The sequence below is a fragment of the Kitasatospora sp. NPDC001095 genome (assembly GCF_053598615.1).
This window is the reverse complement of the sequence record NZ_JBSFKQ010000065.1, coordinates 13,992-39,448: the sequence shown is the minus strand read 5'-3', so window position 1 is coordinate 39,448 and position 25,457 is coordinate 13,992. Positions and strand designations below refer to the sequence as shown.

Below are 25,457 nucleotides of genomic sequence, written 5' to 3'. Positions count from 1 at the left end.
CCGGGCGCGGGCCCGGGGGCCCCCCCCCCGCCGGCCGCCCCGGGGCCCCGGCGCACTCACCGGTCGGCCCGGCGGACGCGCACGGCCGCCCGCCGGCCTTCGCCGGACCCTACCCGGCCGGTGCCGGGCCGCCGCTCAGCTGCACCAGCCCGGTCCCTTGCCCCACCAGTCACCGGAGTTGTAGTCCCGGCCGCCGTAGTAGATGCACTGTCCGGGGGCGGACAGGTAGGCCGCGGCGTAGTAGCTGTAGTTCCCCAGGTCCTGCTGCCTTCCGCTGCCGTCGCCGAAGGTCAGGTAGGCGCCGGTCAGCGTCGGGGTTCCGGTCCTGGTGTTCTTGATGGTGGCGACGCAGTTCTTGCCGGTCGTCCTGCTGTAGGTCAGGTAGACGGTCGAGGTGCCGCCCGGCAGGTTGAAGGAATCGATCGTGGCGTAGCTGGACCCGCAGGCCGTCTGCGGGGTGTAGGCGGTGGTGGTCGCGTCGGCGGTGGCGGGCACCGCGAGCAGAATCGAGCCGGCCATCACGGCGAGGGCCGTCGTACGAGCGGAATTCCTGCGGAACATCCTGGCTCCTTCATGCGACTCGCACTCCTGGCGATTGACGTGCCGGACAAGGACACAGGAACGCCCGGCAACGGCGGGGCGTCGTCCGTAACCGTTGTCCGGATCGGTGCCGGGACGGTCCGATTCCGTGCCGGGACGGTCCTGGCGCCGCGCCGCGCCGGGACGGTCCGATTCCGTGCCGGGACGGTCCTGGCGCCGCGCCGCGCCAGGACGGTCCGATTCCGTGCCGGGGGCGCACGGTCGGGGCCGAAAGCGCAACCGTTCGGCCCCGGCCGGTCAGTAGTCGGAGCTGGGGGCCGCCGTGACCGGGCCGAGGTCCGGTTCGTCGCGCAACTCCACCGCGGTGCCGTGCCGTTCGAGTTCCAGCACGACCAGCTCGTTGGTGCCGGCCCGCCACAGGGGGGCGGGGGCGTAGAGGGTGCGCTGGGGGCCGGCGGCGCAGTGGCGGCCGAGGAGGAAGCCGTTGAGCCACAGCAGGCCGCGGCCCCAGTCCGGCAGGGCGACGAACGCGTCAGCGGGGGAGGGGAGTTCGGCGGTGAAGTGGTGGAAGGCCGGCTCCCCGTCGCCTGCCTCCCCGGCCCCGGTGCCGTCGGCGCCGTCGGTGAAACCCAGTGCCGACAGGTCGGTCAGTGGCAGCGGGCGGATCTCCCAGCCGAAGAGCCGTTGGTGGCCGTGCGAGACGCCGCGGGTGATGCCCTTGCGGTCGTCCATCTGCGGGCCGTAGTTCACCCGGCCCAGCGCCTCGACCAGGATGTCCAGCACGACCCCGTCGGGCCCGGTGGCCAGCGGCAGCGTCGCGCCGGGGGAGTTGCGCTCCAGCACCCCGAGCGGGCGGCCGTCCGCGAAGACCTGCGCCCGGTCGGCCAACCCGTCGATGCGCAGCGGAAGTTCGGGGCGCGGACCGGGCACCCGGGTGCGGTAGTGGATCAGGCCGCGGTCCTGCCCGACCTGCTCCATCGGCAGCGGCGCCGCGTGCCGCAGCGGCCGCGACAGCGCGTCCAGGGCCTGCGCCAGGACCGCCCGCCCCCGCGCGCGCTCCAGCCGCTGCGGCGCCACCCGGGGTACGGGGCCGGGCAGTTCGCCGTCCGGCAGAGGCAGGTAGCGGCCGATGACCTCGCGCAGGGCGTGGAACTTCTCGGTCAGCTCGCCGGCCTCGCCGATCGGCGCGTCGTAGTCGTAGCTGGTGACGGTCGGCTCGTAGCCGGCGTCCAGCGGGTGGGCGCCGGAGTGGTTGGCGCCCGCCCACAGGCCGAAGCTGGTGCCGCCGTGCGCCATGTAGAGGCTGACGGAGGCGCCGGTGGCGAGCAGTTCGTCCAGCGAGGCGGCGGTCTCCTTCGGGTCGCGGACGTGGTGCGGCAGGCCCCACTGGTCGAACCAGCCGATCCAGAACTCCATGGCGGTCAGCGGCCCTTCGCCCTGGTGGCGGCGCAGCACCGCCAGCCGTTCGGGGGCGCGCGAGCCGAACGTGGCGGTGGCGAGGTGGCCGGGGATGGCGCCGCCCTGCTGCATGGTGTCGTGGGCGCCGTCGGCGGTGAACAGCAGGCAGTCCACGCCGCGCCGTACCAAGCCGTCGCGCAGATGGGCGAGATAGGCGGCGTCGTCGCCGTAACTGCCGTACTCGTTCTCCACCTGCACCGCCACCACCGGCCCGCCCCGGCTCGCCAGCAGCGGCAGCAACTCGGGCACCAGCGCGTCGAACCAGCCGTCGACCTCGGCCAGGTACGCCGGGTCCGCGCAGCGCAGCCGCAGCCCGTCCACCGCCAGCAGCCGGGCCGGCAGCCCCCCGAACTCCCACTCCGCGCAGATGTACGGGCCCGGGCGCAGGATCACGTCCAGCCCGAGGCCGCCGGCCAGCCGCACGAAGTGCGCCACGTCCCGCCAGCCGGTGAAGTCCACCGTGCCGCCGGGCAGTTCGTGGAAGTTCCACGGGACGTAGGTGTCCACCGTGTTCACCCCCAGCGCCCGCACCCGCCGCAGCCGGTCCTCCCACAACTGCGGGTGCACCCGGAAGTAGTGCACCGCCCCGGCCACCACCCGGTGCGGTGCCCCGTCCCGGACGAACCCGTCCGCGTCGTACCCGAGCACGCGCGCACCCGCCTTCCCACAGGAGGCCCCGCAGGCCCCGGCACCGCCGAGCCTAGCGAGGAACGGGCCGCGCGCCCCGCTTGTCCTCAGGTGTCGTAGCAGCCGTCCCACGGGGCGCAGAAGCCAGGCCGCCCGGATGGAACTCCATCCGCACACCGTCCTCCTCGTCCTCGTCCCCCTCCGGGACCAAGCCGAACAGGGCGCCCTCGAACCGCACCTCGAACGGCGCGACGGCGATGTCCTGGTAGTGCCCGGCCGCCCCGGCAGGACGTCCAGCCACTCCTCCAGCAGCAGCCGCGCCGCGGCGACCGCCCGCTCCTCGCCGTCCGCCGTCGTGCCGGTGGACCGGATGCGCGAGTCCAGGTGCCTGCCGGCCTCGTCGAACCGGTGCAGCACGGCGTACCAGCGCTTCTGCGGCTGCCAGTCGTCACCGCTCCACTCCTCGGGGAAGGCAGCCAAGGACCCACGCGAAGAACCGGCCGCCATCGCACCGCCCGATGGTGCGGGTGTCATGGTCGGGATCGTGTCGGATCGGGATGGCCTCGCGAACGTTCACGGGCGAACCCTGGGCCCCACCTGCGACAACGCGCCGCGGCCGCCCCGGGTCAGCCCGTCGGCCGCACCACGGGAGGGAGCGTGATGACCGGGCCGATCGACCGGCAGCCGTCGTAGGTCATGGCCTGCAGCGGCGGGCAGTGGGCATTGGTCGGAACCGACGTGGGCGGGGCCGGCAGCTCCGGCCGCGGCGGGATCGTCCAGTACGGGGACGGCTTGGCGGCCGGCGCCTGCGAGCGGCCCGGCGCCTGCGCCCCGGCCGACTGCGCCCCGCTCGTACCGGCGGCCGGGGCGGTGGACGCGGCCTGGGACCGGGGGCGGGAGGTCGCCGGCCGGGCGGACGGCTCGCCGGCCTCGGCGCCCTCGGCGTCCTGCGTCGCCGCGACCGCCGTCTCGGGCGGGACGGAGGCGGGGTCGGGTGCGGGGTCGGTGTTCGCCGGAGCCGTCGCCTCCGGGGCGGCCGCAGGCGCGGCCTGCGCCGGGGCGCCGGGCGAGGGGTCGGCCGAAGGGCTCGCCGACGCGGCCGGGCTCGCTGCGCCGCCCGGCCCGGCCGAGGCGCCGCCCGGGGAGGAGACCAGGAGCGCCGCGCCGATCCCGGCCGCCCCGAGGACGCACACCCCCGCCGCGACGCCGAGGGACCGTCGCCGACGGCGTGTCACCTCGCCGTCCTGCGCCGCCACCGCGTCCTGCGTCGCCGCAACGCCATGAGCCGCCGCTGCGCGGTGCGGCTGCTCGCCGGTTCCGTCCTGCATCCGGACCCCCCTGCTTTTCCCGTGATCATGCCGCTGAACTGCGCGGATGCTAGCAGGCACCGCGATGCGCGGACACCGTCGGGGGCGCGGGGCACAGCGGTTCGGCCCGGTGGCCGGAGAAGGCTGACCGGAGAAGGGCGGGCCGGAGAGGGCTGACCGGAGAAGGGCGGGCCGCAGGGGCGCTACTGCGGCGGCAGGCCGAGGGTGGGGAGGTGGTCGGCCATCAGCAGGGCGACGAGCTCGCGGCGGCTGCCCACACCGGTCTTGTGGAGGATCGCGGTGACGTGCTGCTGGACGGTGGGCACGGTCAGGTGCAGGAGCGCGGCGATGTCCTTGGTGCTGGCACCGCGCACCGCGTGCAGGGCGACCTGCTGTTCGCGCGGGGACAGGCCGTGGGCGAGGATCGCCAGCGGCAGGCGCTGGACGGGGGAGGCCGGGGAGGCGACGACGGCGATGCCGCCGCGGCGGCCGTCCAGCGGGGAGGCGTGCAGGGTCAGCCACTGGCCGTCGGGGGTGCACACCCGCATCTCGGTGGGGCCGCCGCGGCGGGCGGCCAGGCGGGCGACGGTGAGGAAGCCGCTGGGCACCCCGCCGGTGTGGGCGGTGGGTTCGGCCATCTGCCCGATCAGTTCGCGGGCCGCCGCGTCCGCCGAGCGCAGCCGCCCGTACCCGTCCAGGATCGCGACGGCCGGGGTGTGCGGGGGCTGCGGCGGGCCGGCGCTGCGCAGGGCGGCGAGGTGGGTGTCGCGCAGGGCGGCGCCGATGGGCGCGGCGACGCGTTCGGCCAGGCGCAGGTGGGGCAGGTCGTAGCGGCCGCGGGCGCGTTCGCGCATGAACGCCGCGGAGGCCCAGCGGCCGCCGCCGAGGTCGAAGTTGATCCGCAGTTCGTCGCCGTAGCCGCATGGGTGGAGCAACTCCCGGTAGCGGACGCTGCGTTCGGGACGGCCGTCGGTGGCCCGGTCGATGGTCTGCACCCGGTGGCCGGCGGTGCGGATCGCGGTGAAGGTGGTGGTGTCCCCGCCCTGGAGCTCCAGTTGCACGGCCTGCTCGAACTGGGCGAAATCGAGGCCGTCGGCGACGGTGGACGTGGGGAACCCGGTGACCGGGTCGTTGCCGTGCCAGCAGCCGCCGTCGAAGCCGAGCGGTTCCAGGAGCAGGGTGTGCAGCTCGCGGAACAGCTCGGCGGCCGGTAACCCGGATGACGCCAACTCGCCGATGGATGACAGGACTTCCCGCTCAACGTCACGCCGTTTGGCCACGGACGGAATACTACGGAAGCCGGGGCCCGGCGTCCGGTGAACGGACGAGGAGACGGGTACGGGCGAGAAGGGGCGGGGGCGGACCGCGGACGCGGACCTACGGCCGCTCGCGCCACCAGGCGACCGTCGCCCGCACCTGCTCCTCCAACGGCGTCGCCCGCACCGCGAACGCCGCCTCGTACGCGGAGCTGTCCACCACGAACGGCCGGTCGAACTGGTAACGCACCTCCCACAGTTCGCGCAGCAGCGGGGAGACCAGCCCCGCCGCGGCCAGCACCGCCGCCGGCAGGCGGCGCACCGCGACCGGCCCGACACCCGCCTCGGCGGCCAGCCGGTCGACCATCGCCCGCACCGGCAGGGCGGGGACGGTGGGCACGTGCCAGGCCCGGCCCCAGGCCCGCTCCTCGCCGGCGAGTTCGACCATCGCCCGGGCCACGTCCGGCAGATAGGTCCAGCTGTGCGCGGCGTCCGGGGCGCCGACGACGCCGAGCGGGCGGCCCTTCAGCAGATTGGGCATCACCCGCGCGGCCAGGTGGCCGCCGTCGGTGACGCCGGGGCCGAAGAAGTCCGAGGCCCGCACCTCCACCGCCCGGATCCGCCCGGCCTCGTGCAGTGCCCGCGCCCGCTCCCAGGCCGCCGCCCGCACCCGCCCCTTGCGGCCGGTCGCGGCGAGCGGCAGGTCCTCGGTCATCGGGGCGGCCACCGGCCCGTAGCCGTACAGGTTGCCGAGCATGACCAGCACCGCGCCGCTCTCCTCGGCCGCCGCGCACAGCGAGTCGGCCAGCGCCGGCCACAGCCGCGTCCACTGCGGCAGCGGCGGCGCGGCGCAGCCGTGGAGGGCGACGGCGCCGCGGGCGGCCTTCGCCAGCCGTACGGGGTCGCTCGCGTCCAGGGCGAGGTGCTCGACGCCGGGGACGGCCGGCCCGGCGGGGGCCCCGGTGCGGGTGACGACCCGCACCTCGTGGCCCTGTTCGGCGAGCAGGCGGGCGGTGGCGGCCCCGGCGGGCCCGTGTCCGACGACGAGGTGGAAGCTCATCCGCCACACCCTAGCGGCGCCCCCGGGCAGGGCCGTGACGCTTAATCGGTACGGCGATCGTAAAAGTGGATCTATGCTGTCGGGCGTTCATGACTCCTTCACGCGAAGCAGGTTTGCCCTCGATGAAGTTGCCCCGGGTGTCCGCCGTCGTCGCGGCCGCCGTCCTGGCCCCCGCCGTCCTCTTCCCCACCGCGGCCTCGGCCTCCGACGCCCCCAGGCCGACCGGCATCTCCGGCCCCGACACCGGCTCGGACTCCGCCAAGGACACCGCACCCGAGCAGGGCGACGCGCAGGAGCAGCGGGACCGCGCCGAGGTCGAGCGCATCCTCGCCGAGTCGCCGGCGGAATCCTGGAGCAGGGTGCACGAGGGCGCCGAGAAGGCCCTCAAGGGCGGCGCCGCCGACCTGCGGCACTTCCTGGCGGTCGAGCTCGACGGTCTGCGGAAGTCGGACAACCGCCTCCTGACCGCCCGGATTCACAGCGTCGGCGGCCCGGCCGTCAAGGCGGCCGCCCGTGCCGCCCTCAACGGCGGCGACGACGCCATCGCCGAGTTCCTGAAGACCGGCCAGTACACCGCCCGCGCCGAGGACGAGGACCGCGCCCGGGTCGAGGCCATCCTCGCCGACCCGAAGACCGGCCCCGGCGTGCGCGAGGGCGCCGAGAAGGCCCTCAAGGGCGGTGCCGCCGACCTGCGCCACTTCCTGACCGCCGAGCTGCCCAAGCTGCGCGGCGACGACAACCGGGTCAAGCTCTCCCAGCTCATGGCCGCCGGCGGCCGGGCCGTGCGCGAGGCGGCCGGCAGGGCGCTGGACGCCGGCACGGACGAGGCCGTCGAGGCGTTCCTCAACGAGGGCTTCGCCAAGGCCCAGTTCGAGGACGACCGGGTCGACATCCTGCGCGTCATCGCCGACAAGGAGAGCAGCTCGTACACCGTCGAGGCCGCCCAGAAGGCCATGGGCGGCAACGCCGAGGCCGCGCGGCACTTCATGACCGTCGAGCTGCCGCGCCTGCGCGCCGACGACAACCGGGTGAAGCTCTCCCGGCTCATGGACGCAGGCGGCCCGGCGGTGCGCGCGGCGGCCGGCAAGGCGCTGGACGCCGGTACGAACGAGGCCGTCGAGGCCTTCCTCAAGGAGGGCTGGGCCAAGGCCCGCGCCGAGGACGAGGCCGCGGCCGCCAAGCCCGGCAACGGAACCGGCACCGGCAGTGGTACGGGCACGGGTACCGGTACCGACGCTTCCGGGCAGCAGCCGCAGGCCGTCCAGCCCGCCGGCCTCACCGAGACCACCACGGGCACCGGCACCGGGACCGCCACCCGTACGGGCACCACCGGTACGGGCACCGGCACCGGCACGCTCGCCGCCACCGGCACCGACGGGCTCGGCTGGGAGGCCGGCGGCGCCGCCGCCGCCCTCGCCGCGGGCGCGGCGCTGGTCGTGGCCGCCCGCCGCCGCTCCACCGGCTCCACCGAGAGCTGACACCCCTTCGCGTCCCCGGCCGCCGCCGACCACCATCCCGGCAGCCGGGGACGCGCCGCGTCCGGCACCGCTGCGGGGGCCGCGCCTCAGTCGCCGTCCCCGCCGTTGCCGCCGCCGCCCACCCGGCGGGGCCGGTTGCGCTGGTAGCCGCGCACCGCCCGCCCGGCGCCGAGGGTGAGCGCCGCGACCACCCGGGCCCAGCGCGGCCCGCCCCGGTCGGCCCACACCACGCAGCCGCACCCCGCGACGACCAGGACCAGCACCCCCACCAGAACCGCGCCGACCACCACGACCACCTGCTCTCTCCCGCGAAGCCCTCCGTACGTTTGACGGGCGGATCGTCCCACCCGGTTCGGACGCGCGGGCGCACGCTGTGCCAGGATGCGGTAGCCGAACGGCCCAGGCCATCGCATCGGCCGTCCGCCGCAACGCCCGTACTGCCCCGCACCGCCCGTACCAGCCGCACCGAGGAGTCACCCGTGGCCACTGCCCGGTTCGCCACCCTGCACACCACGGCGGGCCCGATCCGCCTGGAGCTGTTCCCGTTCCACGCGCCGAAGACGGTCCGCAACTTCACCGAACTCGCCGAGGGCACCCGGGAGTACACCGACCCGCGCACCGGCGAGCCGGGCCAGGGCCCGTACTACGACGGCACGCTCTTCCACCGGGTGATCGCGGGCTTCATGATCCAGGGCGGCGACCCGACCGGCACCGGCACCGGCGGCCCCGGCTACTCCTTCGCCGACGAGTTCCACCCGGAGCTGTTCTTCACCAAGCCCTACCTGCTCGCGATGGCCAACGCCGGCCCGGGCACCAACGGCTCCCAGTTCTTCATCACGGTCGGTACCCCCACCCACCTCAACCGCCGCCACACCATCTTCGGCCAGGTCGCCGACGCCGCCTCCAAGGCCGTCGTCGACGCGATCGCCACCACCCCCACCGCGGACGAGCGCCCGCTCGAGGACGTGGTGATCACCTCGGTCGAGATCGAGCACTCCTGACCCCGGTGGCACCCGCCCGGCCCTTCTTCCCGCCCCGCCCGGTCCGCGGCGTACGGGCCCGCTACGTCCGCCAGGCGGGCTGCCCGGGCGACGTCGCGATCGTCACCGTGGACTTCGAGCCCTGGGAGGAGGGCCTGCACCTGGAGTCCGCCCCGGACGCCACCGTCGACGGCGGCCCGGACCCCGAGGACCTGGAGCGCTTCCACGCCGCCCTCGCCGAGGGCGTGAGCGCCGAGCTGGCCGAGCAACTGCCCGGCGTCCCCCTGGCGTTGGCGCTGGTGGTGCACCACACCGTCGTCCACCTGGTGGACTCGCGCGAGCACTCCTTCCGCACCGCCGGACGCCTGGCGGTGCGGGAGGCGCTGGCCCGCCTGGACGGCGGAGCCGAACGGGACGCACGGTCCGCGTACAGTCCGGGCAGGGGCGTCGGCCGGTGACACGGACACACCCCGCCGCACGCGCCTTCGCACCCGCCCCCGGCTGGGCCGCGCTGACCTCGGTCGGCGAAGTCGACGAGGAGACAGGCACCGCCTGGCTGACCGGACTCGGCTTCAACCGCGCCGCGCCCACCGACCTGCTCCTACGGCTCCTGGACGCCGGCCGGCCCTGGTTCCTGTACCGCGAGGACCTGCCCGAAGCCGTCCTGGACGCCGCCGTCGTCCACCCGGACCGGCAGGTCCGCGTCACCGCCGCCGAGGCCGGCCACCTGTCACCGGCCCAGTGGGAGCGCCTCATCGCCGCCAAGCCCGGGGCGCTCCGGTGCGGGCTGTTCGCGGAGCTCGCCGAGCAGCACCTGAACGCCCGCAAGCGCCCGGGCGGCGGCCGCGGCATCGCCCGCGCCCCGCACCCCGACGCCGTGCCGCCCGCCACCCCCGAGGAGATCGAGGCGATGGCCGCCGAGGTCCCCGACATCGAGCCCGACGGGTTCTCCTCGGCCCTGTGGTGGGTCGGCGCCCTGCACCAGGACGCCGCGGCCATGCGCCGCCTCGCCGCCTCCCCGAAACTCCTGATCCGCCGCAGCGTCGCCAGGGCACCGCACCTGCCCGCCGACGTGGCGGCCCTGCTCGCCCGCGACGAGGACCGCGTGGTGCGGCTCTTCCTGGCCGAGTCCTGCGACGACGCCCCGCCCGCGATGCTGCTGGAGGTGGCGGCCTGGTGGGACGGAAGCCTCTCCTTCCCCGGCCGCCCCCGCAACCACCCCAACTTCCCCCGCGACGGCCTGCTGCGCCTCGCGGCGGACCCGAACCCGCGCCTGCGGGTGCTCGCGCTCGACGACCCGGCCTCCACCGCGGCTCACGTCGACCGGCTCGCCCGGGACGCCGACCCGGGCGTGCGCCGCGGCGCCGCCGGCGACCCGCGGATCGCCCCCGAGGCCCTGGTCCGGCTGGCCGCCGACCCCGACCTGGGCGTGCGGCGGCACGCGCTGGCCAACCCGGTGCTGCCGGCGGCCGAGCTGGCGACGCGTCTGCTCGACCCGTGCAGCGCCGAAGCCGCCGCCCGCAACCCCGGCGTCCCGGCCGAGGTCATGCACCGCATGGTCACCCTCGCGACCGCGTGCCCGGGAGACCCGTCGGCCCGGGGGAGCGGCTGAACTCCCCCGGGCCGACAGGCTGCGTCGACGGGCTACTCGAGCGGTCGGGTCACTTCGGGGGCGTTCACGCACGCGGCCCTGCCCGACCGGGGGTCGGGCAGGGCCGCGGGGTGGGCCGACGTGCTACGGGGTCGGCGCTCGTCCAGGGATCAGCGCCCCGGGGGCACCGCGGCCCAGTGCTGGGCGAAGGTCGAGGTGTAGATCCTGACGGTGACCTCGGTGCCGATGGTCGCGCCCCCGGTGAGGTAGAGGGCGGGGCGGGCCGTGAGCGAGACCGTGAACCTGCCCTCCGACCAGTAGCGCACGTTCCACTGCTGGTTCACGTTGTTCTTGTCGCAGGTCTGGAGGGTGACGGGGCTCCCGGCGCCGCTGGTCGGCGCGGTCAGGCACGTGCCCGTCGCCCTGTTCTCGATGAGCTGCTTGCCGGTGGGGCCGCTCATGCTCCAGAACTGGCGGTTGTTGTTCGGCTCGCGGTCGGCCATGACGACCGTGCCGCTGCTGTTGACCTCCATCGTCTTCACGACGCTGGGCTGGGTCGGTGGCAGGACTTCGAGCCGGAACCAGGCCCCGGTCTGCAGGGTCGGCGGGGCGGCCGGCGGGGTGGCTGCCGCGGCCAGGCCGGGGGTGCCGGCCAGCAGGGCCGTGGCGATGGCCGCGGTCGCGATGCGCTTGGCAGGAGACATGGTTGTCACTCCCATGTGGGTTGTCCCTTGTGGGGTGTCCGAGAGGTGTACGGGATCCTCGGCGGATGGCGTCGGAGGCTCTGGGGGTCGCGGGGCCGGGCCGGGGGGTCGCCCGAGGGTGCCGGATCGCTACCGCCCAGGCTGCCGGGCCTGCGGGGCCCGGGGGCCCGGCGGTGCCTCGTGCCCGCCCGACCAGGCCGGCCAGATGTCCGGCGGCCCGCAGATCAGCGGGAAAGCGCAGGTCACGGGCGCGCCGTGGGCGTCGAAGGGGTTCACCGGGGGCGGGGGACCGCTACTTCACGGAGCGGATGAACCACTGCTGGTTGTGCTCCGCCACGTAGGGCCGCAGGACGGCCTTGCTGCCGGCTTGCGCGCTCCCGGTGAGAGCGAGAGCGGGGTGGTCCCGGGGCGAGATCTCGACCTGTCCGGACGTCACGTGGTGCACGTCCCACCGCTGGTGCGGGTTGTTCCTGTCGCAGGCCTGGAGGGTGACGGGGTCCTGCGTGTTACTCGGCGCGGTCAGGCACGTGCCCGTCGCCCGGTTCTTGACGAGCGGCAGCCCGCCGATGGTGCTCAGGCTCCACTGCTGGCGTTCGCTCTCGGGGTTGGGAACGGCCACGACGGCCCTGCCGCCGCTGTCGACGTCCAGGTGCCTGGCCGGGGTGTTGTTCGGGTAGATCCTGAACTGGTACCAGGTCGTGGCCTGTTGGGACGGCCGGGCGGTCGGCGGGGTGGTGGCTGCCGCGGCCAGGCCGGGGGTGCCGGCCAGCAGCACGGCGGTGACGGCCGCGGTCGCGACGCGCTTGGCGGGAGACAGGGTGATCGCTCTCATGTGGGTTGTCCCTTGTGGGGTGTCCGAGAGGTCGGCGGGCTCGTCCGCGGATGGCGTCGGAAGCCCTGGCGGATCACGGGGCGGTTGCCACACGTGCCCGAGGGGGGCGGATCGCTCACCGCCCGGCTGTCGGGCCTCCGCAGGCCCAGCGGGCACGACGATGCCTCGTACCCACCCGATGACCAGGCTAGCCAGATGCCCGGCCGCCCGCAGCTCAGCGGGAAAGCACAGGTCACGGGCGTACGGGCGGGAGGGGCCGCAGGCAGCGGGCATCAGCAGGTGGGGCAGCCGGGAACGGCCGGAATCTCCGGGGCGGTGTCGTCGCCGCGGAGCCAGTCGGTGAGCCACTGCGCGAGGGTGAGGTCCTGCGGTGCTAGCCAGTGGCGGTCGCAGGCGTTCTCGTCCCCGCCCCACATGCGGCCTTCTCGGGTGCTGAGGTCGATGCACCACCAGATGACGCCGCCGAGGGTCGCCAGCGGCAGCACGTTGCGCGGATGGAACTCGTCCTCCCCGGACGGTTGGGAGATCCACTGCCGGTAGAGGGTCATCAGGGACGTCTCGTTGCTGAACCGCTGCTTGGTGTCGGTCAGCGACACTACGCCGCACGGCACGCTGCCGCGACGGCGCAGGGCGCCGCCGTAGGGGCCGAAGCCCCCGTTGGCCGCCTCGCAGTAGATCCTCCGCAGCAGCGGCTGCATCGGAAACCCGGTGAGGGCCTCGAACTCGTCCGCGGCCTGGGCCGGTGCGGGGCGGGGGAGGCGGCGGGCCTCGGCGAAGTCGCGGATCCTCGCGACGATCTCGTCATCGGTCCAGGTGGGTGAAGTCACGGAGGAACCGTAGCGGCAGTCGTCGGCACCGCTGTCAGCGGCGGCGGGCGCGACCGCGCCCGGGAGTGCTGCCGCCCGCCCGCTACCTGGACCAGGAGGTGCCGCCGGACGGCCGCGGGGCAGCACGTCGGTGCCGGTGCGCCCGGGAGTTCCGACGGGCGCTGTTGCGGCAGGCGGCCGGTCAGGGGCGTGCGGAGGGCGCGTTGAGCAGCGCGATGCCGGTGGGGGTGGCGACATGGGCGGTCGACTGGCGGTCCCGGTGGGTGTCGATCAGGCCCGCGTTGCGCAGTGTCGTGGCGTGCTCGCTGGCGCTGGCCTTGGCGATGCCGACGAGCGCGGCGAGTTGTTGGGTCGAGCAGCCCGGGTTTCATCAGGAGATGAAACGCCTGACAAGGCGGCCTCGAGCGCGGGATGCTGGCAGGCACGTCAACTCCGGGCGCAAGGATTCGCAAGCTTATGCGACAGGAGAGGTAGCCATGGGCCTAGAGTTCTTCGGAATCGACCCTGAGACCAACGAGGAAGGCTCGCCCACCGTCTGGGCGGACGTGGCTCAGCGTCGGCTCGTGATCCAGAGCGACACCGTCACCGGGGCCGAGTTCGCGGAAGTCAACGAGACCGAGTGGGTTGCCGGGCACAAGGTCGGCGTACCCGACCACGAGTCCGTGATCAGTATCCCCGAGCGAATGATCCCCATCATCAGGAAGGCTTGCGATGCCATCGAACGTGCCGGACTTCAGGACCCTGCTCCGGGAGACGAAGAAGTCGGCCGTGCATCTGGAGATGCGTGATCAGTACAGCGTCGGCGACGAGGCCGACCAGTTCGCCGCATGGAAGGCCGGACACCGGTACTCCTTGGAGAACCGGGCCGAGTGGTGGCATCCGTTCCATGACTTCGTGGTGGAGACCATCGCCCGTGGGGTGACGATCCGGCGTGCCCGGATCGTGTCGGAGCCTGTCACCGAGTACATCCGCTACGAGCACTCCCACACGTTCACCAACATCGCGGCCGGTGAGCAGATCCGATGGCTGCCCCGGAGCCGGGCGCTGGACCTCGCGTTGCCAGGAGCCGACTTCTGGTTGTTCGACAGCCGGATCGTGCGGTTCAACCTGTTCACGGGCGACGGTGAGTGGGCTACTCCCCGGAACGTGATGACCGAGGAACCGGCCACCGTGGATCTGTGCGCGAAGGCTTTCGAGGCCGTGTGGGAACGAGCAGTACCCCACGAGGACTTCGAGGTCTGAGTCAGCTCCGAACCGCCCGGGTGGACAGCACATGCCATCGTCGTCTTCGTCCAGCGTCGTCGCCGCACGGAAGGCCATCGCCGACCAACTGGTCGAGATCCGCAAGGACGCCGGACTCAAGGGGAGCGAGCTGTCCGCCCTGTGCGGTTGGCATCCGGCCAAGACCTCTCGCATCCAGTCCGGCAAGGCCGCCCCGTCGGAAGACGACATAAGGGTCTGGTGCACGGCCTGCGGCGCCGGCGACCGGATCCCCGACCTGATCGCGGCATCCCGCGCCGCCGATTCGATGTACCAGGAGTGGAGGCGCCGGAACAGCTCCGGCATGAGGCTCGCGCAAGAGAAGGTCATCAGCGACTACGAGCGCACGAGGCTCTTCCGGATCTACGTCTCCAACGTGCTCCCCGGCTTCTTCCAGACCGCCGAGTACGCCACGGCGCTCATGCAGTCCATCACGGACTTCCAGGGCACCCCGAACGACGTCGCAGCGGCCGTACCGGCGCGCTTGGCTCGGGCACGGCTCATGTGCACGGGGACGCACCGGTTCGCGGTCCTGATCGAAGAGTGGGTGTTGCGAACCAGGATCGGCAGTGCGGAGGACATGGCCGCTCAGCTCCGCCACCTGCTCACGTTGATGTCGCTGCCCTCCGTCTCCATCGGGATCATCCCGGCCGGCGGCCCGCGAGTCATCTGGCCGCTTGAGGCCTTCTACCTCTTCGACGATCAGCGGGGGGCGGTGGAGACCCTGACGGCGAAGGTCAACGTGCTCCAGCCCAGAGAGATCACCGACTACATCCGGGCCTTCGTGGGCCTGTCGGGCATGGCCGTGTACGGGGCGCAGGCCAGGGCGCTGATCCTCGATGCCGTTGACTCTTTGGAGTGACGAACCGCAAGAAGGCGCAAGTTCGTTGAGAGCACCGCACCGGGGTCCCTACGGTCTATCACGCACCCCGCCGCCGGCCGGTGCTCTCGCACCACCTCACCCGCCGTACCATCACGACCCGAGGGAGGCGCACCATGACCACCTCCGCGTTCCGGTCCCCGAACACGGTGCTCGCCAACGCCGTCGAGGACGCCGTGGACGTCCTGCGGCCGCGCATCTCTGACTCCGACATCGAGAACGTCAGCTTCTCCGTGGGCACCCAGATCAACGGGCACCCGCACCTCGGAACCCACCTCGTCCAGAGCCTCGCCTTCCTCCTCGCGGAGCGCGCCCGCGACGAGTTCGGCCTCGACACCGGCGTGGAGTTCTGCGCGCTCGACAACTCCCCGGCGGAGACGACCAACGTCGACGGGCGCCGCTACCAGCGGGCCTACGACCACCACCTGGGCGCCGACGAGATCTCGTCGCTCATCGCCCGGCACTACCTGCCGCTGTTCGACGCCTGCAGCGCCCGGACGAACGTGCCGTACACGGTCACCACCTACACCCGCCAGCAGGACACCCCGGCCTTCCGGGCCGAGTTCCTGCGGACGCTGGAACTCCTCGACGAGATTGGCGCCTGGCTCTCGCCGAACAGCGGCACCGCGCACATCCGGCTGCCCTGCCCCGACTGCGGATGGGCGGAGAAGTACGCGGACCGGACGCGGCTGCTGGAACTGGACGACGCCGGCGGCCTGTTCGAGGCGCACTGCTTCGAACACGGCCGCCACGAAGCCGACATCACCCCGATGGGCGGCGGCTACCTCGACCTCGCCACGCTCTACCGCAACGTCGTCAAGGAACGCTCCTACCGGCCCGGCGACCGCACCCTGCACGTCATGGTCAAGGGCGGCGACTGGGCCTTCGGGTGCCAGCTCGTCGACGGCGCGCACGCCGCCCTCGGCCCGCCGGCCGGACCCCTGCCCGTCCGGATCTTCACCCCCCAGATCCTCGGCAGCGACGGCGGAAAGCTCTCGAAGAGCCTGCTGCGCGAAGCCGCCGACGCCGGACCCGCCCGGGACGACACCACCCCCGCGTGGCTGCTCGACCCCTCGGCCTGGCCCGGCACCCGAGAGGACTACGTCGAAGCGCTGACGGGCCTTGGCGAACTCGTGCTGAGCGACCCCAGGCACTTCTTCCGGTCCTACACCACAACCGCATTGGAAGACCTGATGAGCACCCGCCGGCCCGCCACGCACGACTCCCAGGCCAAGCGCCCCCGCACCATGCCGATCTACCGGCAGTACTTCGACCTGATCGCCAAGGGCGAGAAGACCGTCGAGGTCCGCGTCGCCTACGAGTCCATGAAGCGGATCAGGGTCGGAGACCTGATCAACTTCACCTGCCGCGAGTCCAGTTGCCTGACCAGGGTCACACGGATCGGGAAGTACCGCACCTTCAGGGAGATGTTCGGCACCGAGCGGGTGGAAGCCGTCAACCCCCACGCCACCGAGGCCGAACAGCTCGAGGCGATCCACGCCATCTTCCCGCCCCACAAGGAGGCGCTGGGCGTGCTCACCTTCGAGATCGAACGGGTGGACCCCCGGTGAGTTCTCCGCGCCGCCGCAACGTCCTGGTGATCTGCAAGGGCAACCACTGCCGGTCCCCGATCGCCGCGCTGATCCTCGCCCAGCAGGCCGGTGGCACCCTCGACGTGCGCTCGGCCGGCACCAGGGACTGGCATGTCGGCAAGCCCGCCCATCCGCTGATGATCCAGGCCGCCGCCGGGTTCGGCTACGACCTGACCGCGCACCGCGGCGTCCTCCTCGACCGGCAGCAGCTCGACTGGGCGGACGACCTGCTCGCCGTGGACGACGAGACCGCCGACACCGTCCGGGCCCTCGCCGGGCCCGACCGGCCCGTGCGCGTCCTCGGCACCGGCATCACCGACCCGTGGGGCGGCGAACTGGAGGACTACGTCCGGGCCGTCGCGGAGATCCACGACGCGGCCCGGCTGTTCCACACCGCCTGATCGGCACGACACCGACCTCTTGCCGGGCGGGCCCGCGGGGCGCGCGGGGCCGCCCGGCCTCTGCTCGGTGTGCTGGGCTCGGACTTGTTCGTCCAGGGTCCTTCCGTCTGGGGGAGTATGGCGGCTGGGTGCTTCCAACTCGGCTGAACTGACGCTGACTTGGCTTCTTCCCGCCTACCATCGAGGCGTGCTGACGCGATGGGGGAGCCGGGTGCGCCGGAACCCGGTGCTGGGGGCGGTCGGGGTTGCGGTCCTCTGGCAGGCGACGATCGTGGTGGTGGCGAAGTCGCTGCCGCCGATGGAGCCCGGATGGTTCCCGCAGTTGGGGCCGACCGTGGTCAACCTGGCGGGTGCGGTGGTGGTGCTGGTGCTGCTCCGAGCCTGGGGTATGTCGGCAGCCAGCGGGGTGACGAGCCTTGGCGTCATGGCGCGTTGGCCGGCTCTGCTGCCGGTGGCGGCGCTGGCGGGCCTGGCGGCGCTGCCCGGGATCGAGGGCAGTACGGCGACCCTGGTGGGCGGGGTGGCGCTGATGCTCAGCATCGGGGTCAGCGAGGAACTGGGCAGCCGGGCACTGGTGCTGGAGGTCGCGCGGCCACTCGGCCCGGTGCGTGCGGCGGGGCTGACGGCGGTGCTGTTCGGGGTCGGGCACCTCGACAACTGGCTGTTCTTCGACGCCCCCCTGGGCAACACGCTGTGGCAGGTGGTGGAGGCCGGTGCGTTCGGCTTCTGCCTGTGCGGCGCGCGCCTGTACATCGGGAGCATCTGGCCGCTGGTCCTGGTGCACGGGCTGTCCGACTACCTGCAGATCTACTCGCCCGGGAAGACGCCCGATTGGCTGCAGGCACTGGGCGTCGTCGTCGACCTGGCGCTGGGACTGGTACTGCTGCTCCGAGCTCCGACGGTGCCAGTTCCTGGCCCTCCGGAAACGGTGCGCCCCCCGGCCCAATCCTGAAGTGCTCCCTCGGGCTTGCCCCGCGGAGCACGCGGGGCCGCCCCAGAGCGCGAGCGAATCGTTCAAGACTCCGCCCCAAGCGGCCGCCCACACTGGCCGGATGACCACGACCGACACCTTCACCCCCGCCGCCGGGCGCCTCGCCCTCGGGCTCTACGACCCGATCGTCTCGCTCACCCGCGAACGCCTCTGGCGCAGCCTGCTCGCCATGCACGCCGCCCCCCGGCCCGGCGACCTGATCGTCGACGTCGGCTGCGGCACCGGCTCCCTCGCGCTCCTGCTGAACCGGGCCGAACCCCAGGCCACCGTCATCGGCGTCGACCCCGACCCCGCCGTGCTGCGCCTGGCCCGCCGCAAGGCCGCCGCGGCGGGCGGCACCGCCGACTTCCGCAACGGCATGGGCGACGCGGTGGACGACCTGGTCGGTCCCGGGACGGCCGACACCGTCGTCTCCAGCCTCGTCCTGCACCAGTGCCCGCTCCCCATGAAGCAGGCGATCCTCACCGCCATGCACCGAACCCTGCGCCCCGGCGGCAAGTTGGTGATCGCCGACTACGGCAAGCAGCGCACACCGGCGATGCGCCTGGCCTTCCGGATCGTCCAACTCGTCGACGGGAAGCAGGACACCCAGCCCAACGCCGACGGCATCCTGCCCCGGCTGATCGCCGAGGCGGGCTTCGAGAACGTGCGCGAGGTGGAGACCGTCGCGACGGTGACCGGGTCGATGTCCTTCTACACCGCGCGGCGGGCCGGCGGCTGAACGCCCGCGCACCCGACGTCCACCCCGCGCAGGGCGGGCAGCACCTGCGCGGGTGTCAACCCGGTCAACTCCCGCATCCAGCGGGTGAAATGGGCCTGGTCGGCGAACCCGCCCGCAGCCGCCGCCTGCGCCGGCGAGCAGCCGTCGCGGAGGGCCAGCGCCGCCCGGGACAGCCGCTGCCAGCTGCGCCAGCGTGCCAGCGGCACCCCCAACTGCCGCTGCGCCAGGGCCCGCAGGCGCTGCGGGGACAGCCCCACCCGCGCGGCGAGACCCTCCAGCGGCACCTGGTCGTCGGCCAGCGCCGCCATCGCCGTCCGCAGCCTCGGGTCCAGCCCGGTGGCGGGCAGCCCGCCACCGGGCCGGACCTCCCGCTCGGTCAGGCCGTGCCACTGCGGGGCCACGGTGACGCCCTCGCCGCAGTCCTGGCGCAGCCGGTCGGCGAAGGCGCAGTGCGGGTCGACGAAGAAGACCAGCACCTCCCGGACCGGGCGCATCCGGTGGCGCACCATCGGCGGCACCACGATCGCGGGACCGCGGTGGCGCTGCCCCGCCGCGTCGTCGATCGCCACCCGTGCGGCGCGCTCGCCGGCGGCCCCGCCCGCCTGCCCGCCCGCGACGGCGACCTGGAAGGCGGCGTGCCGGTGGAAGGCGCTGTCCGCCAGCGGCCCCCGGTACAGCGCGTACCCGGGGCCGACGGCGAACCGCGGCCCGGCCCCGGGCGTCGCCGCCCTCACAGGCCCGCCTCCCGGGCCCGCCCGGCCAGGCGGACGGCGAAGTACGGCGCGGCGGCCAGCGCGAGCAGGGCCGACGCGCTCCAGAACGGGCCCCCCAGCGGGCTCGGCCGGCCGGTGACCATCCGCCCGCCGTCCTCCAGCCGGACCCGGGTCTCCTGGCCGTCCGGGTACGGCTCGTCGACCGGGCGCTCCTCGTCGAACTGTTGTCCGTCCACGCTCGAACGGTAGGTGCAGCCGTACGTCCTGGCGCCCAGGCCGCCGCCCTCCACCGGCAGTCGGCCCGTCACCCGGCAGTGGGTCACCACCGCGGGCACGCCGCGCGGCTCGTGCGCCCGCATCCGGACGGTGTGGACGGCCTGGGCCGTCGCGAACGCCGCACCCCGGACGGCGGTCAGCAGCAGCACCGCCCGCAGGCAGATCGCCGTGTACGCGCCGCGGCCGGCCCTGCGGCGCAGCGGGACCGACGCGGCCACGCCCACCGCCAGCGCGGCGGCGCACAGCCACGCCGGCCGCCCGTCCACCGGCTCGTCCTGCGATCACGCCCACACCGCCGGCACCCCGGCGGCGGCCGGCACCGCGAGCGCCGCCGCGGCCGTCCGCGCCCACCGGCGGTCGCGTTCCTTGCCCGCCACGGCTCGTCCCCCTTCCTCCCCGGTTCCCCTTCCCGGTTCTCCTGCCCGCTTGCGACGCCGTGGCGGCCCGGCGAGCGGGTCCTCGTGCCGAGCGGTGACGGGAGCGCGGCATCGTCACGGGCCGGGGCGAGGGAGCCGGTGTTCGAATCGATGTGTCGACTCTGTGTCATCACCGCAGGACAGCGGCCCATTGCGGTTCGATCACGGTGTGTCCGATTCGTCGAACATTGGGGGAAAGTGTGGTGGTTGATTTTGTTGGCAGTGGTGTCGGCGGCCTCTCATAATTCCTGCCGACACGTGTGACGGAAGCCCCGGAGAACCCCGATGGGGGAGTGGGGCCCGCGCGTGCGATTCCGCATTCTTCCTGGGGGGATCCCTTTGCCCGAGCCCGAGAACGAGGGCGCCGCCGCCGGGCCACCGGCACCGGCCGAACCGGCTGTCGCCGACACCGCTGCCGAGGCCGCTGTTGCGGGTGTCGCCGCCGACGGCGCTGCTGCTGACGTCACCGACGCCGCTGCCGACGCCGTCGCGCCCGCGCCGGAGCAGGTGCCCGTACCGCAGCCCGCCCCGCGCCGGCTGCCGCGCGCCGTGGGCGTCGCGCTGGCCACCGCCGGCCTGCTCGCCGTCACCGCGGCCAGCGCCGCCGTGACGGTCGCCGTCGGCAAGCCCGACGCCCGTCCGGCCGTGGCCGCCTCCGCCCCGCCGAAGGCGGCGAGTGCGAGTGCCAGTGCCAGCGCGAGTGCGACGCCCTCGGCCGAACCCGTCCCGGTGCCCACCGCCGTCCCGGCCGAACCCGCCCCGGCCAGCACCGTCAAGGGCACGGTCAAGAACGGCCAGCACGAGGGCGACCTGCGCTACTTCCTGCTCCCCATCCCGGCCGGCGGCGAGTCCTACGGCCCCGCGGACGGGATGGCCCTGACCAACGACGACGTCTCCGCGCTCTTCGGCAAGCAGGACGGCATCATGGACATCCTCGGCTCGTACGGCTACAAGGGCGGCGCCACCCGGATGTACCGGACCGCCGACGGCAAGGCCGAAGTCACCGTCACCGTCCTGCAGTTCGGCTCCACCGCGATGGCGCGCGACTTCGTCAAGGGCTACAAGATCAAGTCGCTGGAGCCGTTCGACATCGACGGCGACCCGGGCGGCCACGGCTACCTGCAGACCCCCAAGCACGAGTCGTACACCGGCTCGATGAGCGGCATCTCCAGCCAGGGCGACGTCCAGTACACGATCGACGTCGACGTGAAGGGGACACCCGACAAGGCACTGCTGAACGAGCTGATGAAGCGCCAGCGCGAGTGGCTCACCACCGGCGGCTGAGCCCGGCTCCCGTCCGCCCGCCCTTTCCCTTCCTTCCTCTGGAGCCACTTTCGTGACCACCGAACCCGCGGAGCCGTCGCCCGCCGTTCCGCCGCCGCCCGCGGCCCCGCCCGTCGCACCGCCCCTCGCCGTGGACAACAGCGAACCCTCCCTCCCCGACGGGCAGTTGACGGCCGAGGCCGGCCCCGCCCCGCGCGCCCCGCGCCGCCCCCGGCCCGTGCTGCTGAGCGCCTGCGCCCTGGTGCTGGGCACCCTGGTCGGCGGCGGCGTCGGCTACGCCGTGCAGGCCCAGCGCCCGCCCACGCCGCTGCCGCCGCTCCAGGTCGCCCGCCCGTCCTACCCGGCCGACACCGTCGACCCGGCCGCCCTCGCCGCCGAGCAGCCCAAGCCGCTCGCCATCGACGGCGACCTGACCAAGCTGCTGATCAGCGCCCCCGAGGGCAGCACCCCCTGGGGTGACTTCCCGGACAAGCCGGCCTGGATCTCGATCGGCGAACTCGCCGAGGAGAGCGGCACCGAGGCCAAGGTGTTCAAGGAGCTCGCCTCCAGCGGCTTCCGGCGCGCGGCCGAGGTGGCCTGGAAGAAGGACGACGTCCGCTACCGCGTCACGCTGATCCAGTACACCGCCGACCACGCCGACATGGCCAAGTCCCTCACCTGGCCGGCCTTCGCGGACGGCGCCAGCGGCGGCTACAAGGTGGACGGCATCCGCTACCCGTGGGCGGACAGCAACGACTCGTACTACCTCGGCGAGGCCTACGCCAAGCGCGGCCCGCTGCAGATGAAGGTCGAGGTCTTCGGCGCCCAGCCGGTGAACCCCGACATCCTCAAGGACATCGCCAAGCGGCAGTGGGAGCGGCTGGTTTGACGTCCTCCTCGTGCTGAAGCACGGGGATCCCGACTGCGCCCGCGGCACGGGGCTTGCGCCCGGTGCCGCCGACGCTCCGGTGGGTTCCTGTTTCCACGGGCCGTGCCGGGCGTGGGATTGCCACGCCGGGGCTCACCGGCCCTCCGCAGGCGTTCAGCCTGTCCGCCCGCCCGGCGGCCAGGATGTTTCGAGCAGCATTGAGGTCGCGATCGTGAGAGGTGCCGCACGCGCCACACGTCCACATGCGGACGCCCAGCGGCTTGGGCCCGTCCAAGGTCCCGCACGTGGAGCACACCTGCGACGTGGGTTGGTACCGGCCGATCACGCCGATGTGTCGTCCGTACCGCATGGCCTTTTCCTCAAGGAGACGCCGGAAGGTGGACCATCCGGCGTCGTGGACGGACTTGGCCAGGCGGGTGCGGGCGAGACCGTGCACGTTCAGATCTTCCAGGTACACCGCTTGGGTTTCGCGGATGATCCTGGTCGTCTGTTTGTGCAGCCAGTTCATGCGGGTGTCGGCCACTTCGGCGTGCGCTTTGGCGACCTTGCGCCGGGCTTTCGCCCGGTTCTTCGATCCCTTGGCCTTGCGGGACAGAGCCCGCTGGGCGGCCTTCAACCGGCGCTCCGCTTTTCGCAGAAAGCGCGGGTTGTCGATCACTGTGCCGTCCGAGAGAACGGCATAGGTGGTCAAACCCAGGTCGACTCCGATCTCGGTGTCCAACTCGGGAAGATGCTGGTGTTCGACGTCCACGACGAAGCTGGCGTGGTAGCGGCCGGAGGGATCGAGAATCACCGTCACGGACGAGGGGTCGGAGGGCAGGAGCCGGGACCACTTGACCCGGACGTCACCGATCTTGGCAAGATTCAGCTTGCCGTTGGACCGCAGGCGGAACCCGTTCCGGGAGAACCGCAGCGACTGCCGGTTGTCCTTGCGGGACTTGAACACAGGCGGGCCCACCGGGCGAGCGACACGCTTGCCGGACTTCGAATCGAAGTAGTTCCGGTAGGCGCTGTCCAGGTCGCGAAGGGACGACTGCAAGGCGTCCACCGAAACCGACCCAAGCCACGACCTGGCAACGGTCTTCTTCGCCTCCGTGATCACAGCTTTGGCCAGAGCGCCAGACGGGATGTTCGACCGGTCCGTCTTCCACGCCTGCTTCCGCAGGGCGAGCGCATCGTTGTAGACCACCCGCACGCACCCGAACGTGCGTGCCAAAGCCCGGCGTTGACCCTCCGTCGGATAGATGCGATAGGAGTACCTGAGATACACGGGACCAGCCTGCCAGCAGGCACTGACAATCACCTGTGGCCACCTGTACGGCGGTCCGTTCCAGCGGCGAAACGCCGTTCCCTGACCTGCCTCGTAGGCAGTCCGTTTCCTCCCCAGGCCAAAGCCGGGGGTATCCACGGAGGTCCCCGATGAACGACGACACCGTGACCGCCGCACCCGCCCCGGGCCCGCCCGAGCCGGCGCCCGGCGCCGTGACCGTCGACCCCGCGATGCCGGTCGACCCCGCGATGCCGGTCGCCCCCGCTTCGCTCGCCGACCCCGCCGGGCCCGCCGGGCCGGGCCCCGCGTCCCGCCGGCTGCTGCGCGCGGGTGCCGCGACCGCCGCGGCCGCGCTGGTCGGCGTGGCCATCGGCATCGGCATCATCAAGACCCAGTACGACGACCCCGCGCAGGCCACCGCCGCCCCGTCCACCGCTCCCGCCCCCACCGCGACCGCCACGCCGTACGGCGCCAAGTCCAACGGCAGCCACTTCGGCTCGCTGCGGGACCTGCTGCTGCCCGTCCCGGCCGGCTACGAACTCGGCCCGGACGACGGCGGCTACGGCAACGACGCCGAGCTGAACGGCGAGCAGCTGTCCGCCGAGCTGGAGTCCGACCTCCAGCAACTCCCCAAGGAGAAGCGCGACAAGATGCGCTCCTACTGGGAGAGCATGCACGTCAAGGCCACCGGTGTGCGCACCTACCGGGCCGCCGGGGACGACCTGGTGGTGGGCCTGCGGCTGCGCCAGTTCAACCAGCAGGAAGTGCAGCGGATCAACGAGTACACCGCGGTCTTCACCGGCGACACCGGCCTGTTCCGGATCGGCCCGGCCATCCCCGGCCACCCCGAGGCGCACTGCTACCTGATGCCCGCGCCGCCGTCCGCCCCGATCGACTACCTGGAGTGCTCGGCCGCCGAGGGCGACCTCCTGGTGATCATGAGCGCCGAGGGCGTGGCGCCGCTGCCCAAGGACAAGATCGTCGCCCTCTTCACCCTCCAGCTCGACCGCCTCGCCCGCCCGGGAGCGTCCGTATGACCGACCACGCCACCCCGCCGCCCGCGCCCGAGAGCGTGCCCGCGCCCGGGAGCGCTCCCGAGGCGGATCCGGTCCTGGCGGCGCTCGCCGAGCCCGTCGCCGCCCCCGAAGCCCCCGAAGCCCCCGAAGCCCCCGTGGACCCCGCCGTCCTCGCGGAGCAGGCGGCCCGCCGCACCCGCCGCCGCAAGGCCGCGGTGCGCTGGAGCTGCGCAGCCCTGGTGTTCGCCCTCGCCGGCACCGGCACCGCCCTGGCCGTCACCGCGCCCGATCGCACCGACCTGCCGGGCCTGGCCACCGCGAGCGACGGCCGCTACACCTTCGCGCCGCTGACCCTGCCGCCCCTGCCCGCCGGGAAGAACGCCCCGGACGGCCGGGGCACGTCCCTGCACCACGCGGACCTGCGCCACCTGCTGCTGCCCGCCCCCAAGGAGGCGGGCGGCTCCCTGACCCCGCCCGTCTTCCCGGCCCCCACCCCGGCGCCCACCGCCTCGGGTTCGCCCACCGCCTCCCCGGCGCCGACCCCCTCGGCCTCCGCCGCCGCGCCCTCCGCCACGCCCGCTGCCGGCTCCGAGGTCGGCCCGTGGGTGCCCTGCGACGCGCTCGCCGACGAGCAGCAGGACCCGGTCAAGACCCGGATCCTGCTGCTGGAGGACGCCTGCCGCGCGGCCACCGTCCGGGAGTGGACCGCCTCCGACGGCACCCGCACCCAGATCCGGCTGCTGCGCTTCGGCTCCTCCAAGGAGTCCTGGGACGCCTTCGCCGACCTGCGCGGCAAGGGCCGCCCCAAGGCCGCGGCCGACACCAAGAGCACCCCCCACGACGACTGGGACACCCTCGACGGCGTCAGCCTCACCACCGTGGAGTCCACCGCGGCCGGCACCAAGGGCACCCCGACCGCCCGGGTCGCCTACCTCTCCGCCTCCGACCTCCTCGCCGTCATCACCATGACCAACCCCGCCGGCGTCCCGATCGCGCCGTTCCGACAGGTCGTCACCCTCCAGTCGGACCTCCTGGCCTGATCCTGCTTCGGCCACCGGGCCGGTTCCCCCTCGGGGGAGCCGGCCCGGCCGCGTTCCCCGCCGTGTTTC

28 protein-coding genes are annotated in these 25,457 nt (G+C 73.6%); 15 read left to right on the top strand and 13 right to left on the bottom strand.

Annotated features, from left to right (window positions below):
• Positions 1-135 precede the first annotated feature (135 nt).
• The 6 genes from ACWDBB_RS33045 to ACWDBB_RS33020 form a co-directional block, all read right to left on the bottom strand.
• Positions 136-561: a spore-associated protein A gene (locus ACWDBB_RS33045; protein ID WP_449793094.1), complete on the bottom strand. Its 426-nt coding sequence runs from the start codon at positions 559-561 to the stop codon at positions 136-138.
• 276 nt (positions 562-837) lie between these two features.
• Positions 838-2,646 carry a glycoside hydrolase family 35 protein gene (locus ACWDBB_RS33040; protein ID WP_449793093.1) on the bottom strand — a complete coding sequence of 603 codons (1,809 nt, stop codon included), beginning with the start codon at positions 2,644-2,646 and terminating at the stop codon, positions 838-840.
• Between the two features lie 52 nt (positions 2,647-2,698).
• Positions 2,699-2,926 (bottom strand): hypothetical protein, encoded by a 228-nt coding sequence (locus tag ACWDBB_RS33035; RefSeq protein ID WP_449793092.1) that lies wholly within the window; start codon positions 2,924-2,926, stop codon positions 2,699-2,701.
• A gap of 325 nt (positions 2,927-3,251) precedes the next feature.
• On the bottom strand, positions 3,252-3,953 hold the full coding sequence (locus ACWDBB_RS33030; protein WP_449793091.1) for a hypothetical protein: 702 nt from the start codon (positions 3,951-3,953) through the stop codon (positions 3,252-3,254).
• 182 nt (positions 3,954-4,135) lie between these two features.
• Positions 4,136-5,212 carry a LuxR C-terminal-related transcriptional regulator gene (locus ACWDBB_RS33025; protein ID WP_449793090.1) on the bottom strand — a complete coding sequence of 359 codons (1,077 nt, stop codon included), beginning with the start codon at positions 5,210-5,212 and terminating at the stop codon, positions 4,136-4,138.
• A gap of 97 nt (positions 5,213-5,309) precedes the next feature.
• Positions 5,310-6,248, bottom strand: a complete 939-nt coding sequence (locus tag ACWDBB_RS33020; protein WP_449793089.1) for an NAD-dependent epimerase/dehydratase family protein — start codon at positions 6,246-6,248, stop codon at positions 5,310-5,312.
• 122 nt (positions 6,249-6,370) lie between these two features.
• Between ACWDBB_RS33020 and ACWDBB_RS33015 the strand changes: the two genes are divergently transcribed.
• The gene (locus ACWDBB_RS33015; protein ID WP_449793088.1) at positions 6,371-7,726 is read left to right on the top strand and encodes an ALF repeat-containing protein; all 1,356 of its coding nucleotides are present in this window, start codon (positions 6,371-6,373) and stop codon (positions 7,724-7,726) included.
• Between the two features lie 86 nt (positions 7,727-7,812).
• Here ACWDBB_RS33015 and ACWDBB_RS33010 read toward each other — a convergent pair whose 3' ends face one another.
• Complete coding sequence (locus ACWDBB_RS33010) at positions 7,813-8,022, bottom strand: hypothetical protein (RefSeq protein WP_449793087.1); 210 nt, start codon at positions 8,020-8,022, stop codon at positions 7,813-7,815.
• A 183-nt stretch (positions 8,023-8,205) separates the two neighbouring features.
• Between ACWDBB_RS33010 and ACWDBB_RS33005 the strand changes: the two genes are divergently transcribed.
• From ACWDBB_RS33005 to ACWDBB_RS32995, 3 genes are read left to right on the top strand one after another with little or no spacing between them, the layout of a single operon-like run.
• Entirely contained in the window at positions 8,206-8,727 is a 522-nt protein-coding gene (locus tag ACWDBB_RS33005) for a peptidylprolyl isomerase (RefSeq protein ID WP_449793086.1), read from the top strand.
• Between the two features lie 5 nt (positions 8,728-8,732).
• The gene (locus ACWDBB_RS33000) at positions 8,733-9,164 is read left to right on the top strand and encodes a hypothetical protein (RefSeq protein WP_449793085.1); all 432 of its coding nucleotides are present in this window, start codon (positions 8,733-8,735) and stop codon (positions 9,162-9,164) included.
• On the top strand, positions 9,161-10,318 hold the full coding sequence (locus ACWDBB_RS32995; RefSeq protein ID WP_449793084.1) for a hypothetical protein: 1,158 nt from the start codon (positions 9,161-9,163) through the stop codon (positions 10,316-10,318). The genes ACWDBB_RS33000 and ACWDBB_RS32995 overlap by 4 nt, the downstream gene beginning before the upstream one ends.
• Before the next feature lie 149 nt (positions 10,319-10,467).
• On the opposite strand, the gene ACWDBB_RS32990 is transcribed toward ACWDBB_RS32995, so the two are convergent.
• The 3 genes from ACWDBB_RS32990 to ACWDBB_RS32980 form a co-directional block, all read right to left on the bottom strand.
• Positions 10,468-11,001 (bottom strand): ricin-type beta-trefoil lectin domain protein, encoded by a 534-nt coding sequence (locus tag ACWDBB_RS32990; protein WP_449793083.1) that lies wholly within the window; start codon positions 10,999-11,001, stop codon positions 10,468-10,470.
• 292 nt (positions 11,002-11,293) lie between these two features.
• Positions 11,294-11,833, bottom strand: a complete 540-nt coding sequence (locus ACWDBB_RS32985) for an RICIN domain-containing protein (RefSeq protein WP_449793082.1) — start codon at positions 11,831-11,833, stop codon at positions 11,294-11,296.
• A 272-nt stretch (positions 11,834-12,105) separates the two neighbouring features.
• Complete coding sequence (locus ACWDBB_RS32980; RefSeq protein WP_449793081.1) at positions 12,106-12,660, bottom strand: hypothetical protein; 555 nt, start codon at positions 12,658-12,660, stop codon at positions 12,106-12,108.
• 476 nt (positions 12,661-13,136) lie between these two features.
• Between ACWDBB_RS32980 and ACWDBB_RS32975 the strand changes: the two genes are divergently transcribed.
• From ACWDBB_RS32975 to ACWDBB_RS32945, 7 genes are all read left to right on the top strand, one after another.
• The gene (locus ACWDBB_RS32975; RefSeq protein ID WP_402404230.1) at positions 13,137-13,448 is read left to right on the top strand and encodes a hypothetical protein; all 312 of its coding nucleotides are present in this window, start codon (positions 13,137-13,139) and stop codon (positions 13,446-13,448) included.
• A complete protein-coding gene (locus ACWDBB_RS32970; protein WP_402404227.1) occupies positions 13,372-13,902 on the top strand; it encodes a DUF6879 family protein in 531 nt (176 codons plus the stop codon). Before ACWDBB_RS32975 ends, ACWDBB_RS32970 begins: the two co-directional genes overlap by 77 nt.
• A gap of 31 nt (positions 13,903-13,933) precedes the next feature.
• On the top strand, positions 13,934-14,782 hold the full coding sequence (locus ACWDBB_RS32965) for a helix-turn-helix domain-containing protein (RefSeq protein ID WP_449793080.1): 849 nt from the start codon (positions 13,934-13,936) through the stop codon (positions 14,780-14,782).
• Positions 14,783-14,916: 134 nt separating this feature from the next.
• Positions 14,917-16,371, top strand: a complete 1,455-nt coding sequence (locus ACWDBB_RS32960; RefSeq protein ID WP_449793079.1) for an ASCH domain-containing protein — start codon at positions 14,917-14,919, stop codon at positions 16,369-16,371.
• Entirely contained in the window at positions 16,368-16,793 is a 426-nt protein-coding gene (locus tag ACWDBB_RS32955; protein ID WP_449793078.1) for an arsenate-mycothiol transferase ArsC, read from the top strand. The genes ACWDBB_RS32960 and ACWDBB_RS32955 overlap by 4 nt, the downstream gene beginning before the upstream one ends.
• Positions 16,794-16,980: 187 nt before the next feature.
• Entirely contained in the window at positions 16,981-17,745 is a 765-nt protein-coding gene (locus ACWDBB_RS32950; RefSeq protein WP_449793077.1) for a CPBP family intramembrane glutamic endopeptidase, read from the top strand.
• Positions 17,746-17,845: 100 nt separating this feature from the next.
• On the top strand, positions 17,846-18,505 hold the full coding sequence (locus tag ACWDBB_RS32945) for a class I SAM-dependent methyltransferase (RefSeq protein WP_449793076.1): 660 nt from the start codon (positions 17,846-17,848) through the stop codon (positions 18,503-18,505).
• On the opposite strand, the gene ACWDBB_RS32940 is transcribed toward ACWDBB_RS32945, so the two are convergent.
• Positions 18,478-19,239, bottom strand: coding sequence for a helix-turn-helix domain-containing protein (locus ACWDBB_RS32940; RefSeq protein WP_449793075.1), 762 nt, complete (start codon positions 19,237-19,239; stop codon positions 18,478-18,480). The two genes, ACWDBB_RS32945 and ACWDBB_RS32940, sit on opposite strands and share 28 nt — an antisense overlap.
• Positions 19,236-19,760: a hypothetical protein gene (locus ACWDBB_RS32935; RefSeq protein WP_449793074.1), complete on the bottom strand. Its 525-nt coding sequence runs from the start codon at positions 19,758-19,760 to the stop codon at positions 19,236-19,238. The genes ACWDBB_RS32940 and ACWDBB_RS32935 overlap by 4 nt, the downstream gene beginning before the upstream one ends.
• 489 nt (positions 19,761-20,249) lie before the next feature.
• On the opposite strand from ACWDBB_RS32935, the gene ACWDBB_RS32930 reads away from it, so the two are divergent.
• On the top strand, positions 20,250-21,194 hold the full coding sequence (locus ACWDBB_RS32930) for a hypothetical protein (protein ID WP_449793073.1): 945 nt from the start codon (positions 20,250-20,252) through the stop codon (positions 21,192-21,194).
• A gap of 52 nt (positions 21,195-21,246) precedes the next feature.
• Positions 21,247-22,062 (top strand): hypothetical protein, encoded by an 816-nt coding sequence (locus ACWDBB_RS32925; RefSeq protein ID WP_449793072.1) that lies wholly within the window; start codon positions 21,247-21,249, stop codon positions 22,060-22,062.
• On the opposite strand, the gene ACWDBB_RS32920 is transcribed toward ACWDBB_RS32925, so the two are convergent.
• Positions 22,022-23,332 carry an RNA-guided endonuclease InsQ/TnpB family protein gene (locus ACWDBB_RS32920; RefSeq protein WP_449793071.1) on the bottom strand — a complete coding sequence of 437 codons (1,311 nt, stop codon included), beginning with the start codon at positions 23,330-23,332 and terminating at the stop codon, positions 22,022-22,024. The two genes, ACWDBB_RS32925 and ACWDBB_RS32920, sit on opposite strands and share 41 nt — an antisense overlap.
• A 149-nt stretch (positions 23,333-23,481) precedes the next feature.
• On the opposite strand from ACWDBB_RS32920, the gene ACWDBB_RS32915 reads away from it, so the two are divergent.
• Positions 23,482-24,369 carry a hypothetical protein gene (locus ACWDBB_RS32915; protein WP_449793070.1) on the top strand — a complete coding sequence of 296 codons (888 nt, stop codon included), beginning with the start codon at positions 23,482-23,484 and terminating at the stop codon, positions 24,367-24,369.
• Positions 24,366-25,388 carry a hypothetical protein gene (locus tag ACWDBB_RS32910; protein WP_449793069.1) on the top strand — a complete coding sequence of 341 codons (1,023 nt, stop codon included), beginning with the start codon at positions 24,366-24,368 and terminating at the stop codon, positions 25,386-25,388. Before ACWDBB_RS32915 ends, ACWDBB_RS32910 begins: the two co-directional genes overlap by 4 nt.
• Positions 25,389-25,457 lie beyond the last annotated feature (69 nt).